At 32.8% G+C, this 18,002-nt stretch carries 19 protein-coding genes; 15 read left to right on the forward strand and 4 right to left on the reverse strand.

What is annotated here, in order from left to right:
- The first annotated feature begins 60 nt into the window (after window positions 1–60).
- Window positions 61–654, forward strand: coding sequence for a glutathione S-transferase family protein (locus tag J3T98_RS03400; RefSeq protein WP_267352738.1), 594 nt, complete (start codon window positions 61–63; stop codon window positions 652–654).
- A 536-nt stretch (window positions 655–1,190) separates the two neighbouring features.
- On the opposite strand, the gene J3T98_RS03405 is transcribed toward J3T98_RS03400, so the two are convergent.
- The 4 genes from J3T98_RS03405 to J3T98_RS03420 form a co-directional block, all read right to left on the reverse strand.
- Complete coding sequence (locus J3T98_RS03405; RefSeq protein ID WP_065562154.1) at window positions 1,191–2,792, reverse strand: bifunctional aspartate transaminase/aspartate 4-decarboxylase; 1,602 nt, start codon at window positions 2,790–2,792, stop codon at window positions 1,191–1,193.
- A 29-nt stretch (window positions 2,793–2,821) separates the two neighbouring features.
- A complete protein-coding gene (gene aspT / locus J3T98_RS03410) occupies window positions 2,822–4,522 on the reverse strand; it encodes an aspartate-alanine antiporter (protein ID WP_267362156.1) in 1,701 nt (566 codons plus the stop codon).
- Window positions 4,523–4,820: 298 nt separating this feature from the next.
- Complete coding sequence (locus tag J3T98_RS03415) at window positions 4,821–5,219, reverse strand: hypothetical protein (RefSeq protein WP_065562156.1); 399 nt, start codon at window positions 5,217–5,219, stop codon at window positions 4,821–4,823.
- Window positions 5,220–5,245: 26 nt separating this feature from the next.
- Window positions 5,246–6,313, reverse strand: coding sequence for a methyltransferase (locus J3T98_RS03420; protein WP_416380616.1), 1,068 nt, complete (start codon window positions 6,311–6,313; stop codon window positions 5,246–5,248).
- A gap of 136 nt (window positions 6,314–6,449) precedes the next feature.
- Here J3T98_RS03420 and J3T98_RS03425 point away from each other — a divergent pair, with 136 nt between their 5' ends.
- Genes J3T98_RS03425 through J3T98_RS03490 form a run of 14 tightly spaced genes read left to right on the forward strand, consistent with a single transcriptional unit; the run spans window position 6,450 to window position 18,000 of the window.
- The gene (locus J3T98_RS03425; RefSeq protein WP_220225017.1) at window positions 6,450–7,169 is read left to right on the forward strand and encodes a beta-ketoacyl synthase chain length factor; all 720 of its coding nucleotides are present in this window, start codon (window positions 6,450–6,452) and stop codon (window positions 7,167–7,169) included.
- Window positions 7,151–7,939, forward strand: coding sequence for a lysophospholipid acyltransferase family protein (locus J3T98_RS03430; RefSeq protein ID WP_267362158.1), 789 nt, complete (start codon window positions 7,151–7,153; stop codon window positions 7,937–7,939). The genes J3T98_RS03425 and J3T98_RS03430 overlap by 19 nt, the downstream gene beginning before the upstream one ends.
- A gap of 29 nt (window positions 7,940–7,968) precedes the next feature.
- Window positions 7,969–8,223, forward strand: coding sequence for a phosphopantetheine-binding protein (locus J3T98_RS03435; protein WP_065562159.1), 255 nt, complete (start codon window positions 7,969–7,971; stop codon window positions 8,221–8,223).
- 15 nt (window positions 8,224–8,238) lie between these two features.
- Complete coding sequence (locus J3T98_RS03440) at window positions 8,239–8,487, forward strand: acyl carrier protein (protein ID WP_065562160.1); 249 nt, start codon at window positions 8,239–8,241, stop codon at window positions 8,485–8,487.
- 4 nt (window positions 8,488–8,491) lie between these two features.
- Window positions 8,492–9,055, forward strand: coding sequence for a hypothetical protein (locus J3T98_RS03445; RefSeq protein ID WP_081299456.1), 564 nt, complete (start codon window positions 8,492–8,494; stop codon window positions 9,053–9,055).
- A complete protein-coding gene (locus J3T98_RS03450; protein ID WP_267362159.1) occupies window positions 9,025–10,389 on the forward strand; it encodes an AMP-binding protein in 1,365 nt (454 codons plus the stop codon). Before J3T98_RS03445 ends, J3T98_RS03450 begins: the two co-directional genes overlap by 31 nt.
- Window positions 10,386–10,736 (forward strand): hypothetical protein, encoded by a 351-nt coding sequence (locus tag J3T98_RS03455; RefSeq protein WP_065562163.1) that lies wholly within the window; start codon window positions 10,386–10,388, stop codon window positions 10,734–10,736. Before J3T98_RS03450 ends, J3T98_RS03455 begins: the two co-directional genes overlap by 4 nt.
- A complete protein-coding gene (locus J3T98_RS03460; RefSeq protein ID WP_267362160.1) occupies window positions 10,727–12,460 on the forward strand; it encodes a glycosyltransferase family 2 protein in 1,734 nt (577 codons plus the stop codon). Before J3T98_RS03455 ends, J3T98_RS03460 begins: the two co-directional genes overlap by 10 nt.
- Window positions 12,453–12,875: an acyl-CoA thioesterase gene (locus J3T98_RS03465; protein ID WP_267336788.1), complete on the forward strand. Its 423-nt coding sequence runs from the start codon at window positions 12,453–12,455 to the stop codon at window positions 12,873–12,875. The genes J3T98_RS03460 and J3T98_RS03465 overlap by 8 nt, the downstream gene beginning before the upstream one ends.
- Window positions 12,872–13,477, forward strand: a complete 606-nt coding sequence (locus tag J3T98_RS03470) for an outer membrane lipoprotein carrier protein LolA (RefSeq protein ID WP_267362161.1) — start codon at window positions 12,872–12,874, stop codon at window positions 13,475–13,477. Before J3T98_RS03465 ends, J3T98_RS03470 begins: the two co-directional genes overlap by 4 nt.
- On the forward strand, window positions 13,455–15,782 hold the full coding sequence (locus J3T98_RS03475) for an MMPL family transporter (protein WP_267357597.1): 2,328 nt from the start codon (window positions 13,455–13,457) through the stop codon (window positions 15,780–15,782). The genes J3T98_RS03470 and J3T98_RS03475 overlap by 23 nt, the downstream gene beginning before the upstream one ends.
- Window positions 15,779–16,345, forward strand: a complete 567-nt coding sequence (locus J3T98_RS03480) for a DUF3261 domain-containing protein (protein ID WP_220225025.1) — start codon at window positions 15,779–15,781, stop codon at window positions 16,343–16,345. The genes J3T98_RS03475 and J3T98_RS03480 overlap by 4 nt, the downstream gene beginning before the upstream one ends.
- Window positions 16,346–17,527 carry a beta-ketoacyl-[acyl-carrier-protein] synthase family protein gene (locus J3T98_RS03485; protein ID WP_267362162.1) on the forward strand — a complete coding sequence of 394 codons (1,182 nt, stop codon included), beginning with the start codon at window positions 16,346–16,348 and terminating at the stop codon, window positions 17,525–17,527.
- Window positions 17,527–18,000: a 3-hydroxy-fatty acyl-ACP dehydratase gene (locus J3T98_RS03490; RefSeq protein ID WP_267362163.1), complete on the forward strand. Its 474-nt coding sequence runs from the start codon at window positions 17,527–17,529 to the stop codon at window positions 17,998–18,000. The genes J3T98_RS03485 and J3T98_RS03490 overlap by 1 nt, the downstream gene beginning before the upstream one ends.
- Window positions 18,001–18,002: the final 2 nt, after the last annotated feature.

Consider the following 18,002-nt stretch of genomic DNA (forward strand, 5'->3'; position numbering starts at 1 on the left):
AAAATGGATGCTTGCTTTTACGCAATACCGATTATTTGATTTATTAAAAGGAGATTAAGCTTGAAAATATACACGGCACCTGGAGCACGATCTTTGGCTGTTATCTGGGCTTTGGAAGAAATCGGTCTTCCTTATGAAGCAATCCGGGTTGAAATACACACAGATAATGCGGTCGTCAAATCACCTCATCCTTTTGGTAAAGTACCATTTTTAACGGAAGGGAGTTTTTCATTAAGTGAAACGTTGGCCATATGCCTTTATATTTGTGAAAAGAAACAAAATACGTTATACCCTGCGAATTTACAAGAAAAAGCTATTATCAATTCTTTAATCAGTTTTTCGATTACTGACTTAGAAACGCCACTTTCTTGCCTTGCTAAACAGATACTGTTTACTCCTGAAGATAAGCAATGGCCAGAATTTATCGATTACTTTAAAAAACAAACCATTGATGTTTTGTCTAGGATAGAACTAAAAGAAACAAATATATGGCTCATTGGTGATACCTTTACGTTAGCAGATATCTTTTTATCTCATCGATTAATGTTTGCAAAAGCATTTGGCATTACGTTGGACAAAAAACTTGAAAACTATCTTCAAAAAGCGACGAGTAGACCTGCGTTTTTGAAAGCTCATAAAATAAATGATAATTAATTCTCATTTATTTTACATTTTTGATTAACCGCTTCATGGCGGTTTTTTTGATTGAACCCTCTTTACTGAATTGGATTTGTTAAGCCGTGAGCAAGTGAGTAGTGAACCACTACTTTACCGTTCCCAATTGATTGATTTGGGCAAAATTATCAATATGTTATTAAGCAGTACTGTCAAGTTAACTCATTTTTAATATAATTATACAAAAGAAGACAAGTAAATTTTATCAACAACATCGTTATTGATAAACTTAGAAGGAGAAGTGATTAAATTAGATGCAAAGTAATAATTTTATGAGAACATTCAAAATGTGTTGCTATATGAAATAGTGTTGAACATTGCGTTATGATTTACAGTCACATCCATAAAAAAAGCCACTAAACAACGATATAAAAAATCAATATTATTGAATTAACTTGTTTCTTATTAGAATTGAATAACTAATATTTATAATGAAATTTGAGAGATATAAGAGAAAAAACCCTAGATAAACTAGGGTTTGATAGTAGAGTTGATAAGTTAATCAGTATGATTATCTATTTTTTATTAGCTTTACCTTGGTACTCTGCATAATACTCTTGTGCAAGTTTACGCATAGATAAACCAATTGCCGCATATTGATATTCATTTAAGTTAGCTAATGAAGCCCGAGCAGATGGATGTTGCACTGCAAACCCTTTACCTGGTAATAAAACTACACCAGCTTCATCAGCAATTCTAAATAACATTTCAGACGGATTTTTATTTTTTAAGATCCATTTAGCAAACTTATCATCATAAAGTTCACGACAAATATGTTCTAGATCAATTAAGGTATAATAATCGACACTATTTTCATCAGTATGATGTTCAAGTCCTAAATGTTGATACAATGATGCTGCTCGACGACGAATTAATGATTTTAATGCAGCTTTATAACTTTGATCAGTATCCATCATTTCACACAATGCAAATAACACCATTTGAACCTGTTGTGGAGTAGAAAGACCAGCGGTGTGATTTAACGCAACCGCACGGCTATCTGCTACTAAACGATCGATAAATTTAAGATTTTCAGGATCGGTCACAATTGAGCTGTAACGTTTATCTAAAATCTGTCTAGCTTTGCTTGGTAATGCTTTAATTTTGTTATCTAAAATATTATCGTGTGCTATTGCAATCACACCTAAACGCCAACCTGTTGCACCAAAATACTTAGAGAATGAATAAACTAAAATCGTATTTTTAGGGCAAATAGCAAATAAGGATTGGAAATCATCAGCAAATGTACCGTAAACATCATCAGTTAAAATAATTAAATCTGGACGTTTTTTCACAATATCAGCAATGATTTTCAAACTTTTATCATCAATTTTTACTGATGGCGGATTAGATGGGTTAACTAAATAAAATGCTTTGATAGAAGGATCTTCTAATTTGCGCAATTCGGCTTCAGGATATTGCCAATTTTTATCAGGATCAGAATTAACTAACACTTCAACCAATTGATAATCATTAAGCTCTGGAATTTCCAAATACGGCGTAAAAATAGGTGCACCAATTGCAATTTTATCACCTTTTTGGATTAAGTTATTTTCTTTCATTGAATTGAAAATATAAGCCATTGCAGCTGTACCACCTTCAACAGCAAATAGATCAAGATCATCTCGTCTTAAATATTGCGCACCCATTTGAGAAAGAACATAGGCTTTAACCACCTCTTCACTAAAATGCAGCATTCTATCAGGTACTGGATAGTTACAGCCCAAAATACCTTCTACCATCTCTTGTAAGAAGGCATTTTCATCTAGACCTAGTTGATCGCGAATATATGAAAACGCTTTACCTAAAAATGACACGCCAGGAGTTTGATAATTTTGACGGACAAAATGTTCAAAACGACCTGTTAAACCAGCCTTAATTGGCATTCCTCCTATGCCTTCATTCATATATGAAAAAGACATTTCAGACTCTTGCAAAGCAAAAACACCAAGTTGGAAAAAAGCTTGTCGTGGCCATGTTGCCAAGAAATTAGGATTACCACGCCCCGCATTTAACATTACACGGTCAGTATGGCTTTGTGCTAGTTTAATTAAATTATCTTTCAATTCAAAAGGACTTAAATTCGCATATTTTGCATATTCATTATTACTTTTCATAACCATGTATCCTTAATTTGAGATGTCAATTAAACAAAAGCAACAACTAATGGCCCTAATAAAGTTAGGAAAACATTAGCTAAAGCATAGGTAATAGCAAAAGAGTTAGTAGGTGTTGAGTTACCCGCTTTATTTAGTACTTCACCAAAAGCTGGATTTGCACTACGAGAACCCGCCAAAGCACCAGCGAATACTGCAGAATTTTTATAACCCAGCACATACTTACCAAAGTAAATGCCAAGCAACATAGGCAATAAAGTAACCACAACGCCAATTAGAAATAAAGAAATACCTTGATCTTTAATGGTATCAATAGCCTGCAATCCAGAGCTTAGACCAACTACGGCTACGAAGCCAGCAAGACCGAAATCTTTAAGTAATTGCACCGCACCCGTTGGGATGTTTCCAACAGTTTGATGTAAAGATCGATACCATCCAAATAATAAGCCTGATAACAAAGCACCACCACCAGCACCTAAGGTAATTGGAATACCACTAACACGAATTACAATAAGACCAATAATAAGGCCAACGACAAGACCTAAACCATGGAATATCCAGTCAGTTTTTTCGCTCTTTGTTATCGGCGCACCAATTTTATCAACTACTCGCCTTAAGTCACCATCAGTACCATAAACCGTAATAATGTCACCTAATTTGAACACCATATCATTATTTAATGGCAATGGTTGCCCATCGCGATGGACAGCAATTAAATAAATACCATGTTTTAGTTTCATTACTTCATCAGATGAAAGTACTTGCGTTAAGTTTTGACCAACATAACGTGTATTACGCATTTCGACATCTTGAGTATTCATAACCACATCCATACCCTGTGCCGAATTCTCCTCTTCCCCTAATAAATCAGTGGCTTTAATCATGGCATCACGATGGCCGACAACTAAAATAATATCTTTGGCCTTCAATAAAGTTTCTGGTCCAGCTTCAATAATACGGTTACCACGTTTGATTCGTTCGATGCTTATGCCATTAATCACCTTTTCTAAACTTTCAACGGTTTGATTAACTTTATTGGTAATACGATATAAACGACCCGTTACATCAGATAAAGCAAAGTTCTGACCACTACCTAATAAAAGTGAACCATGTAATTGTTCTGCTTCAGCCTGAATTGCATCATCGTTAATTTCACGACCCATAATTTTCGGTAAAATATTAACACAGACAATTATGGCTCCGAGTGAACCAAAGATATAAGTTACGGCATATCCAATAGTCACATTACCTTGTAATCGGCTTAACTCTTCAGGGCTTAAACCTAACTGAGTAAGAGCATCTGATGCCGTCCCCATTATTGCTGATTGGGTTAATCCTCCTGCAGCTAAACCGGCAGCAAGACCTTTATCTAAATGGAATAATTTGGCTAAAACGAGCACCGTAACAAAGCCAGCAACGGCAATAAATAGTGCTAAAAAGATTTCACGAAGGGTTTTAACCCCCAATGAACGAAAGAATTGTGGTCCGCTTTCAAACCCTACTGCATAAATAAATAAAGCAAAAAGTACAGCTTTGACACCAGCATCAACCGTAACACCAAACACGCTTAATGCGACAGCAACTAGTAGGGAACCAGCCACTCCACCTAATTGAAATTTACCAATTCGAATACCACCAATCAAATACCCTAAGCTCAGTGAGAGAAATAAAAGTATTTCTGGTGAATGTTTAAGTCCATCTAAAATCCAATTTGAAAGCCATTGAAACATAATAATTGTCCTCAAGTGCTAAAATTTATGAAATAGAAAAAGATAGAAAAGAAAAGATTGGAACTTGAACTTTAATATTCATCACATTTTATGAATACTGTTATATATTAAACTTCAATGCAAAGAATAGATAGTTAATTTTAACGATTAATACTATTGTTAGGAGATAACAGATTATTAAAAAAGTAACATATTGTCATATTACAATATCTATAAATTGTTCTTAAAAAGAAGCCCAAACAATTTTTGGGCTTAAAGGTGGTTTAATTAAAAAATAAATTTCATTAAATTCAAAGTGTTATTTTGCTCTGAAAATATTTTCTCTAATTTTAGCATCAAGATTGTTTATCCAACGATTGTAGTTGCGATGAACTTTTCCATTACTACCTTGTAAGTTTGAACTAACTGAAACATACTTAATTGAATACCCTGTTGCAGAGTAAGGGATATCAACAACAACTTCAAATTTACGATTGAATAATTGACCTCGGATAGTATCATTATTTAATGCTTGCATTTTCCAAGTACCAAATGCTGCTCTACCTTTAGTACCACTATCTAAAATAGCTTGTTTAACTTGTGCTTTAGTCAAACCATTAACTGGGGTACTAATACTATTTGGCGCTTGATATTTACTTGCACAACCGAATAATATTGAAACTAAAAAGAATGCTGCAATATATTTAAAAAATCTCATTGTTTACTCCTTAAGGATAATTTTAATTAACGTTTTTTACATATTAATAAAGTGTGTCCAAATCCAATCCCATCAATATCTTCCTCAACGTGAAACCCTACTTCATTTAGACATTGATAAAATACTTTTGAATGGTAAAAACGGCTATTACCATTTGCTAAACAAGTAAAATAGAGAGAAGAAGCATTTAAACTTAATGCTCCTGCCTCAAAGTTTTGGCGATCCCAAAAAAGATCCATAATACAAACAGAAGCATCATCATTCATACTACGGTGTATTGTTTTCAAAATATGGACAATTTGATCTGAACTAAAACAATCTAAAAACTGGCTCATCCACCAGATATCAGCTTGGTTAGGGAAAATATCAGTTTCCAGTACATTTACACCAATACCATCGATACGATCTTCAAAGCCCGATTTTTTAATATTTTCTTTTGCAACTGAGATTTGTTCAGGTAAATCTAAGATTGTCACTTGAGTTTCAGGCAAATGTTTAGCCGAAAAAATTGCCCATTTACCTGTATTACCGCCTATATCATAAACATGTTTAGGGTTCAATTTCATGATGTGAGGTAAAACAGCAGGAAAAGCGTGATCTGAATAAAAATGGTCGAAATCAAACCAACTTTTTTTTGCTTGTTCAGGCAGAGACTGCAACATGGGGTAAATCGTTTTACCATCACCAAAAACTTTGAGGCCACTCGGTTCGCCTTTTTCAAGTGCTTCTTGAAGAAAAAACATACTTTGGTAGCAGATATCTTGGGAAAAATTAAGGTTAACTTCTGTCATTTTATCATGCAATAAAAAATGACCAATTTTACCTAAAATATAGTTGGAGTCTTGCTGATAAATAACACGCATACTAAGTGCAACATCCAGCAGAAGTTCAAGTGCATAAGGTGATAAAGAAACTTTTTTAGTTAAATCCTCTAAATTAATACCAATTTTACCAGATTGATCAATAGAAGATAAAATTCCTTTGTTTTTCATGCACATTATGGCTTGGAATAATATAGGAGCAAAGGCAATTTTTTGAGCTTCAGTAATTGCTTCTAATGCTGTATAAATTTCCTTATTGAATCCATACTTGATGTTTTCTTGTCCAGTCAATGTATTGCCTTTTTATTGTTTTACTGTATTGTATAAATAAATCAGATTTTTTCAGTATTATCGAATTAATAATATTACAAAAAGTTGCTAAGTAAAGAATTAATTAAAAAATATTAATATGAGACTTTCTTTTTCAATCGAAAATTGGTTTGCTTTATCTGCTGGTTTATCCTCCAAATCTGACTGGCAATTATGGTCAAAACAGATTAATCACAATTGGGATTTACACATACCCAAACTCAATAAACTGCCTATGATGCAAGCAAGAAGAATGAGCATTTCTTCACGCCTTGCTGTTGAAGTTGCTTTAGAGCTCATAGAAAATAATAATGTGGATTTAGCGATTTTTTCAAGCCAACATGGTGAACTTGAAAAAACATATAAAATACTAGTTTCACTTAATCAAGCTAATGACATTTCACCAACCGATTTTGCATTATCGGTCCATAATACTGCTTCAGGTTTATTCACAATTATTGCCAAGCAAGCTATCCCTATCACATCGCTTAGTGCAAATAATGATGGTTTTCAACAAAGTTTGATTGAGGCTCTACCAACACTACAACAAAAAGATAAAAAAGTACTATTGATTGATTTTGATGGAATGGTTCCTGAATCTTACCAAACAGAAATTCATCAAATAATTCCATATTATGCGGTAGGTTATATCTTAACAAATGGCAATCAGTTAACATGCCAAAGTATTAATAAAACATCACAGAAAAATCCAATCAATTATCCTCAATCATTGGCTTTTTTACATGCTTATCTAAATAAAAAACAAAATTTCATCATACAAGGATTATCTCAAGACTGGCAATGGACGATAAATACATAAATAAACAAAAATTCTATACTATAAACCAGTGGTGGCGATTATTTGCAACCGCACTGGGTTTTATTATATTTGGTCTTTTTGGATTATTCGTTTTATCGTTGATATGGTTTAGTTTATTGAGATTATTTGTTTGGAAGAAACAAAAAAGAATTATTATTGCTCAATACAGCATAAGTATTAGCTTTAAAGTGTTTTTATGGATCGTAAAATCATTATGTATTTTCAACTATCAATTTAATGAAGTTGAAAAATTAAAGCACGATGACGGATGTTTAATTGTTGCTAACCACCCATCTTTGCTAGATGTTGTTCTTCTCGTTTCAGTTATGCGTCGATGTGATTGCTTAGTTAAGGGTGCGTTACTCAATAACCTTTTTATTAGCCGCATTATAAAAACAGCAGGTTATATACTAAACGGTGAATCAGGCCAAATACTACCACAATGTAATGAAATCTTATCAAACAAAGGAAGAATTTTGATATTTCCCGAAGGAACTAGAAGCATACCTAATCATCCTATAACGTTACAAAGAGGAGCTGCTAACATAGCATTAAGGTGTCATGCTGATATCCGAATAATACATATTCAATGTAATCCACCATGGTTGATAAAAAAACAAAAATGGTATGACATCCCTGAAAAAAAGGCATTGTTTAATATTACAGTAGGTGAAAAAATCAAAATAGATGACTTTCTAGAAGAAAATACAACTGTTGCAGCGAGAAAACTTACCAGACATCTCACAACATTATTAACGCTTGAACCATAAAAAAGAATAATAGATAAAAGGGAAATTAAATGGAAAAATTACATCATGATATAAAATCATTAATAATCGAAGTGCTTAATTTAGAAGATATCACATCTGAAGATATCGATACCCAAGCTCCATTATTTGGTGATGGTTTAGGTTTAGACTCAATAGATGCATTAGAACTAGGTCTTGCTATCAAAAATCAATATGGTATTGTTTTATCGTCAGAAAGTGAAGAAACCAAAAAAGCATTTTACTCAGTTAAAACGCTAGCTGATTTTATTAATTCTCAACAGTAATAAGGAAGATTTTTAATGGATAAGCAACAAATTTTTCAACAAGTACAATCAGCACTAGTTCAGCTTTTTGAATTATCTGCCGATGAGATTAAGCCAGAATCTAAACTTTTTGAAGAATTAGACTTAGATAGTATTGATGCAGTAGATTTAGTTGTACATTTACAAAAAAAGATAGGCAAAAAAGTTGATCCTGAAACGTTTAAAGCAGTAAGAACTGTTCAAGACGTGGTTGATGCAGTGTACAATTTGCTAAATGCTAAATAGCATAATGAATAAATTTAAGTTAATAATAAAAGCAATGACAGGAATAATTCTGTTTTGCTATCCGATAGTTATTTACTTATCTTTAAAATATCAAATTATTAATATCGCTGTTTTATGCATTGCTGCATTATTAGTGTTAAGGCTAATCGCCTTACCTAATTTATTTTCAAATATTGGTTGGTTAGCAAAAGTAACAACTTGCTTTGGTTTGCTTTTAGCATTAACCAGCTGGATATTTAACAAATTTCAATTTTTGCTCTATTACCCCGTTGCAACAAATCTTCTATTCTTAATATTTTTTGGATATTCATTGTATCAGCCACAAAATATTATCGAAAGATTCGCCAGATTAAAACATGATAATTTACCAGCAAGTGCAATTAACTATACAAGAAAAGTAACTATATGTTGGTGTCTATTTTTCATACTAAATGGTTTAATCGCACTAATAACTTGTCTTATTAATAATATTTATTGGTGGACAATGTATAACGGATTAATAAGTTATATTCTTATCGGATTATTAATGGGGGGAGAATGGATTGTTCGTCAAAAAGCAAAACATTAGTTTTATTATCCGAGCAATTATTACGACCAGATAATGAAATAATTGCATTCAGAAAGCAACTAGCTTTAACTGTTGGAGATCTAAAACAACAAATTAGCATAATTGTTAATGAATTAGACAATCATACTGAAGAAAATTGGGTTTTATTCATGGATGATAGTTTTAATTTTGTTGCAGGATTTCTCGCTCTCTTATATTCAGGAAAGCATCCACTTTTACTAAATCCTAGGCATGTCGAATTATTACACTATTATCAAGCTGTATTAACCGATACACATCTTACAAATATTAATTTGCCAATTATAAACATCAGCAATATTAATCAACATCAATCAGTTAAATCAGTAAAAAATAATCCGGATTTTAAACAAACATCATTTACATTATTCACCTCTGGCTCAACAGGTTTGCCAAAACCAATTAAAAAATCTATTTCTCAACTTGAGCGAGAAATTAATATATTAATAGATAATTTAAAAGTTTCACCTTGTGACTTACTTATTGCTTCTGTGTCACATGAGCACATGTATGGATTAACCTTTAAAATAATGCTTTCTTTAAGCTCCAAAATACCTTTTGTTTGTGAAACAATACTCTATCAAGAACAATTAGCAACTTATCAATCTAAAAACATTACTTACATCACAACTCCATCAATTATCAAAAATTTAGATCATAATTTATCTACTATTAACTGTACTTGTGTATTTTCATCTGGTGGAGAGCTTAGTTTTGAAAATGCCCAATTTTGTTTACAGAATTTCAATGTTTTACCTTATGAAATTTACGGTTCAAGCGAGACTGGTATTATAGCCAAAAGACAACAAAAATCGCTTAATACACCTTGGGAACTCTTTTACCCATTACAATTAAAATATACCCCCAATCAACAACCATTATTAATATCACCTTTATTACCACAAGCTGAATTACTAAATGATAAATTACAAAAAATAGATGACATTAAATTTTATTTAAAAGGCCGGATGGATAAAATAGTCAAAATTGCAGAACAACGCCTATCTTTAACCTATATAGAGAACCAGATCAATAAAATTACAGCCGTTGAAAAAGCAATTGTTATTCCCTTAGAAAAAAACAATAGAACAATATTGGCCGCCATCATTAAAATAAAACCATCTCATAGTAAGGAAATAGATAACTTTAATTATTTCAAACTTACACAATATTTTCGACATTTACTTAAAGATACATTATCATTAGTTGAAATACCTAAGAAATGGCGTTTTATTGAAAGTTTTCCGGAAAATTTGCAAGGAAAATGCACATATACTGACTTAAAAGCATTATTCGATACTCCAAATAAGATATGAAAAAAGAGTTTCCCAACGAAATAAGCATTAGTAAAACTGAAACAGAAGCTAATATTGAAATCACAATACCGCCAGATCTTTTTTGGTTTAAAGGGCATTTTCCTACACAACCAGTGTTACCAGGTGTGACTCAGGTTAATTGGGTAATTGGTTATGCCCAAAAATTAATTAATCCAAACTTATCAATATCGTCCATCGAGGTGGTAAAATTTCAATCGCCAATATTACCTAATGATCGCCTAAAACTAACGCTACTCTGGAATGAAAATAAACTAAAATTCACTTATAGTTTTATTACACAGCATGGCAACATAGCAAGTACAGGAAAGCTTACACTATGTCAGTAATTGAGCCTTCGCTATCAAAAAACTATTGCTTTATTATACCTTGTTACAATCATAGTGATGCTTTACCGCGTGTTTTACAAAATATTGAACATTATCAATTGACTTGTTTTCTAATTGATGATGGTAGCTCGTATGAACATGCACAAAAACTGACAGAAATAGCAAAACAATATGCATGGGTCAATTTAGTACATTTAACTAAAAATGAAGGTAAAGGTGCGGCAGTAATGTGTGGTTTTAGTCACGCATTAGATCATGGTTTTGCTTATGCCATTCAGATAGATGCTGATGGCCAACATGATAGCCAAATTGTCAAACAGCTTATTGAACAATCACAATTAAATCCCAACACTTTAATATCTGGTTGTCCTATCTATGATGATTCAGTTCCTAAACACCGACTTATTGCGCGATATATTACCCATTTTTGGGTATGGATTGAAACCTTAAGTTTTAATATTAAGGACAGCATGTGTGGGCTTCGTGTCTATCCATTAAAACAGACTTGTCACCTCATCAGTCAACAACAAATTGGTAAAAAAATGGATTTTGACACCGACATAATGGTTCGACTATATTGGCAAGGTACTGATTCTATTTTTGTACCAACACATGTCACTTATCCCGCTGATGGTGTTTCTCACTTTAACGCATTCAAAGATAACCTATTAATTACTTGGATGCATACTCGACTATTTTTTGGCATGTTGCCACGAATTCCAGCATTAATAAAACAAAACCGACGTAAGAAAAATAAAGATAGTCACTGGTCTCAAACTGACGAACGCAAAGGTTTAATGGGGATCCAGTTAATTTTAATGCTTTATCGCCTTCTAGGAAGACGTGTTGCTCAAATGTTCATGTTCCCAGTTATCAGTTATTTCTGGTTAACAGGGAAAAAACAACGACAAGCATCCAAAGCATATTTAGAAAAAATCCTTAAACAATATCCTAACGTGCCATTGATTGAAAAGAAAAAATTAACCTCTTTCCGACACTTTCAACAATTTGGTGAGTCACTGTTAGATAAACTAGCCAGTTGGCAAGGCGATATTAAGCTTGATGATATCTATTCACCAAACAAAGGCGAATATTTAAGACTAATTTCTGAAAAAAAGGGGATTATCTTAATTTGTTCACATTTAGGTGATATTGAAATGTGTCGAGCACTAGCAGAATTATCCCATAATGTGACAATAAATGCTTTAGTGCATAAAGGTAATGCTGTACGATTTAACAAAGTATTAAAACAGGTTAATCAAAATTCAATAATCAATCTAATAGAAGTTGCTACATTAGGAGCGGATACTTCCATAATACTGCAACAAAAGCTTGAAGCTGGTGAATGGGTAGCTATCATTGCTGACAGAACATCAATTAATCCTTACCAAAGAGTGCCAGAAAATGCTATTGTTTGGGCCAATTTCCTTGGTAAACCTGCACCTTTTCCTAAAGGGCCATTTATACTATCTTCTGCATTAAAGTTCCCCGTTTACTTTTGTTGGGGATTAAAACCCAATGGTCGATTCCAAATATATCTAGAACATTTTACTGATGAGCTAAAGTTATCTAGAAAAAATAGACAAGCGGAACTAGAACAAACCATTGAGTATTATGCCAATCGATTAGAATATTATTGTTTACAATCACCACTTGATTGGTTCAATTTTTTCGATTTTTGGCAATTTAATCCACCTGAAATAACGAATAATAAAAATGAATAATTTTAATCACTGTCATATCACCATCGACTATAAACCATCTTTCCATGACACAGACGCCATGGGCGTGGTTTGGCATGGTAATTATCTTAAATTTTTTGAAAAAGCTCGCGAAGCATTATTTCGAAAATTTAATTATGGTTATAAAGAAATGGTTGATTCGGGTTATATTTGGCCTATTGTCGATGCAAGAATAAAATATACAGCACCCGCCCTTGCAGAACAAACTTTAGAAATCTTTGCCAAACTAGAAGAATATGAGCATCGCATAAAAATTAGCTACCTAATAAAAGATAAAAAAACTGGTAAAAAAACAACTTCTGGCTACACAACTCAAGTTGCGGTCTCTACAGATACTCAGGAAATGTGTTTTGTTACACCTGATATATTTTTGAATTGCTTTGGATTAATTAAATGAACAATTGCCTAGTTGCTTTCGCAACAACACTATTATTAACTTTCTCAACAATAACGAGTGCAATCACGCTAAGTGATATACAACTGCTATTTAGCAAAAACCAAGTTGTTCGAGCTGATTTTACCCAAGATCGCTATATTAATGGTTTAACCTCACCCATCCATTCAACGGGAAAGATGATAATATCTAAGGAATTAGGTCTATGGTGGCAACAAAATACACCATTTGCTATGACATTGAAAATGAATCAACAGCGAATGGAACAACGCATAGAAGACCAAACTCCAGAAACAATAACTGCAGAAAAACAACCTCAGCTATTTCAGTTCAATCATTTATTAACGGCAATTTTCACTGCAGATAAAGAGATGCTTGAAAATAATTTTGATATAACAGTCACCGAACAAAATAATATTTGGACATTAACGCTAAAACCTAAATTAGCACCGCTAAATAAAATTTTTAAACAAATTATTCTTAGTGGAAAATCCTATTTAGAAAAAGTCACTATTAATGATATGCAAAATGACAAAACAGAGCTTACATTCAAAAATCATAAAACGACAAAATTAAATCAAGATGAACAATTGCTATTCAGATAATCAATTAACATTAAAAAGAAGAGCAATCTTATGGTTGATGATGGTCGCTTGTCTGATTCTTGCTGCTTATTACCTTTTAGCTAATAGTAAAATCAACAGTAGTGTTTTATCTCTATTACCTAAAGAGCAAACCAACAATGTTCCTACTGAACTTATTGATGGTTTTCAAAATCGATTAGATAGGCAACTTGTCTGGTTGATTAAGCCCACTAATGGCGAATTAGAACCAGTTAATTGGTGGTATCAAACCCTAAAAAAACAATCTTTTATTAGCCAAGTAAACGGTTATTTTGATGAAACATTTCAAAAAAATTGGGGAAAATTTGCTTTTCAATATCGTTATCAGCTACTGGACTCAAAAACTAGTGAAAGATTAAAAAATGGCACTCAGCTGAATTGGATAAAAAGCCAGCTATATTCTCCTTTTAGCGGAATAAGTGCAACTGAATTGGAAAATGATCCATTATTATTAACTCGTTCATCTCAATTAAATCAACTGGCTAACTCAGGTGGGTTGACCATTCAAAATAATTGGTTATCAGGACAAGATGACCAAGGCAATCAATGGTACATGATTTTTGCTGAGTTAAATAATTCATCATTTAACATGAGCCAATCTCACCAAATTACCACACAATTAAATGAACTTACCAAACAATTACATGAAAAGTGGCCAAATGTTGAAATTTTAAAACGAGGCGTGCTTTTTTATAGTGATTACGCAAGCAGTGAAGCTATAGATGATATAACAACCATCGGTAGCTTATCAATTATAGGCATTATCATATTGATAATTAGTGTATTTCGATCGATAAGACCAATTATTTTATCGATACTATCAATTTTTGTTGGAATTATTTGTGGTTTAGTGGCTGTTTTAAGCCTATTTGGTGAAATTCACATAATGACAATTGTTATGAGTACTAGTGTAATAGGAATAACTGTCGACTATTCACTGCACTACTTAACTGAACGACTGCTACATGGTAATCAAGAATCACCTTATGCAAGTTTAAAAAAACTCATTTCAACTTTGACGTTAGCGTTATGCACAAGTTTTATTGCTTATCTAATCTTATTAATTGCGCCGTTCCCGGGCTTAAAGCAATTATCAATATTTGCAGTTTTTGGTCTACTCGGTGCTTTTTTAACTGTAATATGCTGGTATCCTCTGCTCGTTAACAAATTACCAGTACGTGAAGATGTTGGTTATAAGTTACTAAGTAGCTGGCTAAATTTATGGAAAAATAAACAGATGCAATTGATAATGGTATCAATCGCTCTATTATTTATCGGTTATGGGTTTATTAATTTAAAAGTTGATGACGATATTGCCAAACTACAAGCATTGCCAGAACAATTACAACTACAAGAACAAAAAATTATCAGTATTACCCATCAAACAACAGATCAAAAATGGTTTGTTGTTTTTGGTGATACAGCTGAACAAACCTTACAACGACTTGAACAATTTTTACCTAAACTTGAACTTGCAAAATCAGAAGGTTATTTTGAACAATATCAGAGCATAAACTTACCTTCATTCCAAAAACAGCAAGAAAATATCGAATTTGTTAAACAATATAGTCCTGAAATTATATCCTCTTTAACACAAATGGGAATTAAGGCTAACTTACCTACTTTTGAACAACCAATTATTACACCAGAACTATGGCAACAAAGTGAACTTAGCCAAGGTCGAAAACTACTTTGGTTAACCTTACCAACGGGAAAAAGCGCGACTTTAATTCCAATAAATGGAATTAAAAATATCATTGAAATAAAAAAATTATCGGAAGTAGATAAAGGAATCTATTGGCTTGATCGCCGTGAAGAATTTAACACTATGTTTGCCCATTACCGAATACAATTATCCCAGCTGATTGCTGGTGCAGTGATTCTTATTTGCTCTTGCTTTATCTTCTATCATCGCAAATATGGTTTAAAAGCTGCATTAAAAAGCACATTACCTACATTATTATCAACAGGTATAGCATTAGCTATTAATGGCATAACCAATCAAACTCTTAATTTATTCTCAATGTTAGCACTAATTCTTGTTATTGGTATTGGTATCGACTATAGTCTATTTTTGAGCAACAATAAAAGCCAAAACCAAAGTGCATTATTAGCAGTAAGCATGGCGGCATTGACTACTATATTATCTTTTGGGTTATTAATAATAAGCCATACCGTTGCCATAAAAGGATTTGGATTAGTATTAACTGGCGGTATTTTTACAGCATTTTTATTTGCACCACTAGTCATCAATAATAGACAAGAAATATTAGGGACAAAAGGATGAAGAAATATTTATATTTAACTTTTTTATTATTAAGTATGTTGATTTCAGCCTGCTCGTCCCAACCTAAATCAGAAGCTTGGTTAACCAAAGAAACCAAAGTTAACTTGCCTAAGATAAATCTAACTCAAGACTATCACGATCAACAACTATTAACCTTTAAATATAACAATCAAGAAAACTCGGTAATAGTAATCGTTGATATCAAAGATAACCAATTGAAAGTAATTGGGTTATCCACTATAGGTATTCGTTTGTTTGAAATTGAATACGACGGTAGTAAAGTTAAAGCAAAACAACATATATTTGTTAAGCAACTTCCCCCTCCTGAGCAAGTATTATCAGACATAATGCTAAGCATATTACCAACAATTTCATGGCAAAACGTATTACCGGCGAATTGGCAACTCATTGATAACGACTTATTTAGGACCCTTGTCAATGATAAAAAACAAACAATCATTAAGATAACTTATAACCAAAAATCTTCAACAGACATTAGAAAACCAATTAAAATTCAACATGCTATATTTGGTTATCAAATTACAATTAAGAGTATGGAATAGATGATTTATGTTGCTGCGCTTGGCGCGATAAACACATTAGGACATGACAAACAACAGATAATCGATAATTTATCCCAAAATTATTGTGCAAAGCACTACTTGACTCAAGAAAAGGGTTGGTTATTAAATGGCCAAAATACTTGGTTAGGTAAAGTAACGGGGGAGCTGCCCTCCATTCCTCACAATTTGATGCAATATGCTACAAGAAATAATCAATTACTTTATGCTGCATATTTACAAATTAAACAGCAGATACAACAAGTTATCGAAAAATATGGACCAAAAAAAATTGCGGTTATAATGGGTACTAGTACTTCTGGAATACACGAAGGCGACGTTAATATTGAGCACTATTTAAAGACACATCATTGTCAACCCCATTTCTATTATCACCAACAAGAACTTGGTAATCCATCGTGTTTTTTAACAGAATTACTCAATTTACAAGGTCCTAGCTATACCATTTCCACTGCTTGTACATCTAGTGCAAAAGCCGTAATAAGTGGCCAACGACTGATTGAATCAGGATTAGTTGATGCTGCCATTGTTGGTGGTGCTGACAGTTTAAGCAGAATGCCAATAAATGGTTTTAATGCACTTGAAGCACTATCGAATAATCCCTGTATGCCATTTGCACAAGACCGTAACGGCATAAACATTGGTGAAGCCAGTGGATTGATGTTAATAACTAAAGAAGAATCAAGTGATATTGCATTATTAGGTGTAGGTGAATCATCCGATGCTTATCATATCTCCTCCCCTCATCCAGAAGGAATAGGAGCACAAGTTGCGATGGAAATGGCATTAGAAAATGCAAACTTAAAACCAAATCAGATTGGCTATCTTAATTTACATGGTACGGCAACGGTGCTTAACGACCAAGCTGAAAGTAGAGCTGTTTATCGATTATTTGAGCAAAACTTACCTTATTGTAGTTCAACAAAACATTTAACAGGACATACATTAGGTAGCGCAGCTATTACTGAATTGGCGATTAGTTACTTATTACTTAAACAAAATATTAATTTACCCCAGCAAGATTTTTCAGTATCACCTTATGATAAAAATCTAGATAAAATTAATATTGTTACAGAAAAAATGATGCTTCAAACACCAATCATTATGTCAAACTCTTTTGCTTTTGGTGGCAATAATGCATCTCTTATTATTGGAAAAGTATAATGCAATATCAACCAGCAAGTTACTATTTGCCACACAGAACTCCCATGATCATGATTGAGAAAGTTCATTTAGTCGATGAAAAACAATGCATTTGCAGTGTTCAAGTTACCAAAGATGGCATACTTTCTCCATTTTTAACTGATAATTATCAGCTACCCAATTTTTATGCTATCGAATTAATGGCACAAACTATTGGTGTTTGGAATGGATATCATGATTCCCAAAAAAATCACTCACCACAATTAGGCATGTTACTTGGAGGGCGAGCAATAAAAACCAATTTACCTTCATTTGAGCTTAATAGTGAATTAATTATAACCGCCAATTTAGTTCTTTTTGATTCTAAACTGGCTAACTTTGATTGTGATATCAGTATAAATCAACAATGTGTTGCATCAGGTAAATTAAATGTTTATGAACCTGATCCTAGTGAATTAGACCAACTTTTTGGTTCCCAGCGATTAAAAGGATAACA

Source organism: Gilliamella sp. B2772, assembly GCF_026536985.1.
Classification (GTDB): domain Bacteria; phylum Pseudomonadota; class Gammaproteobacteria; order Enterobacterales; family Orbaceae; genus Gilliamella; species Gilliamella apicola_E.

What these genes read in the sequence shown, in the direction of transcription:
- J3T98_RS03405 (WP_065562154.1), bottom strand. Translation starts at nt 2,792, where the DNA reads ATGAAAAGTAATAATGAATATGCAAAATATGCGAATTTAAGTCCTTTT.
- aspT (WP_267362156.1), bottom strand. Translation starts at nt 4,522, where the DNA reads ATGTTTCAATGGCTTTCAAATTGGATTTTAGATGGACTTAAACATTCA.
- J3T98_RS03415 (WP_065562156.1), bottom strand. Translation starts at nt 5,219, where the DNA reads ATGAGATTTTTTAAATATATTGCAGCATTCTTTTTAGTTTCAATATTA.
- J3T98_RS03425 (WP_220225017.1), top strand. Translation starts at nt 6,450, where the DNA reads ATGAGACTTTCTTTTTCAATCGAAAATTGGTTTGCTTTATCTGCTGGT.
- J3T98_RS03430 (WP_267362158.1), top strand. Translation starts at nt 7,151, where the DNA reads ATGGACGATAAATACATAAATAAACAAAAATTCTATACTATAAACCAG.
- J3T98_RS03435 (WP_065562159.1), top strand. Translation starts at nt 7,969, where the DNA reads ATGGAAAAATTACATCATGATATAAAATCATTAATAATCGAAGTGCTT.
- J3T98_RS03440 (WP_065562160.1), top strand. Translation starts at nt 8,239, where the DNA reads ATGGATAAGCAACAAATTTTTCAACAAGTACAATCAGCACTAGTTCAG.
- J3T98_RS03445 (WP_081299456.1), top strand. Translation starts at nt 8,492, where the DNA reads ATGAATAAATTTAAGTTAATAATAAAAGCAATGACAGGAATAATTCTG.
- J3T98_RS03450 (WP_267362159.1), top strand. Translation starts at nt 9,025, where the DNA reads ATGGATTGTTCGTCAAAAAGCAAAACATTAGTTTTATTATCCGAGCAA.
- J3T98_RS03455 (WP_065562163.1), top strand. Translation starts at nt 10,386, where the DNA reads ATGAAAAAAGAGTTTCCCAACGAAATAAGCATTAGTAAAACTGAAACA.
- J3T98_RS03460 (WP_267362160.1), top strand. Translation starts at nt 10,727, where the DNA reads ATGTCAGTAATTGAGCCTTCGCTATCAAAAAACTATTGCTTTATTATA.
- J3T98_RS03465 (WP_267336788.1), top strand. Translation starts at nt 12,453, where the DNA reads ATGAATAATTTTAATCACTGTCATATCACCATCGACTATAAACCATCT.
- J3T98_RS03470 (WP_267362161.1), top strand. Translation starts at nt 12,872, where the DNA reads ATGAACAATTGCCTAGTTGCTTTCGCAACAACACTATTATTAACTTTC.
- J3T98_RS03475 (WP_267357597.1), top strand. Translation starts at nt 13,455, where the DNA reads ATGAACAATTGCTATTCAGATAATCAATTAACATTAAAAAGAAGAGCA.
- J3T98_RS03480 (WP_220225025.1), top strand. Translation starts at nt 15,779, where the DNA reads ATGAAGAAATATTTATATTTAACTTTTTTATTATTAAGTATGTTGATT.
- J3T98_RS03485 (WP_267362162.1), top strand. Translation starts at nt 16,346, where the DNA reads ATGATTTATGTTGCTGCGCTTGGCGCGATAAACACATTAGGACATGAC.
- J3T98_RS03490 (WP_267362163.1), top strand. Translation starts at nt 17,527, where the DNA reads ATGCAATATCAACCAGCAAGTTACTATTTGCCACACAGAACTCCCATG.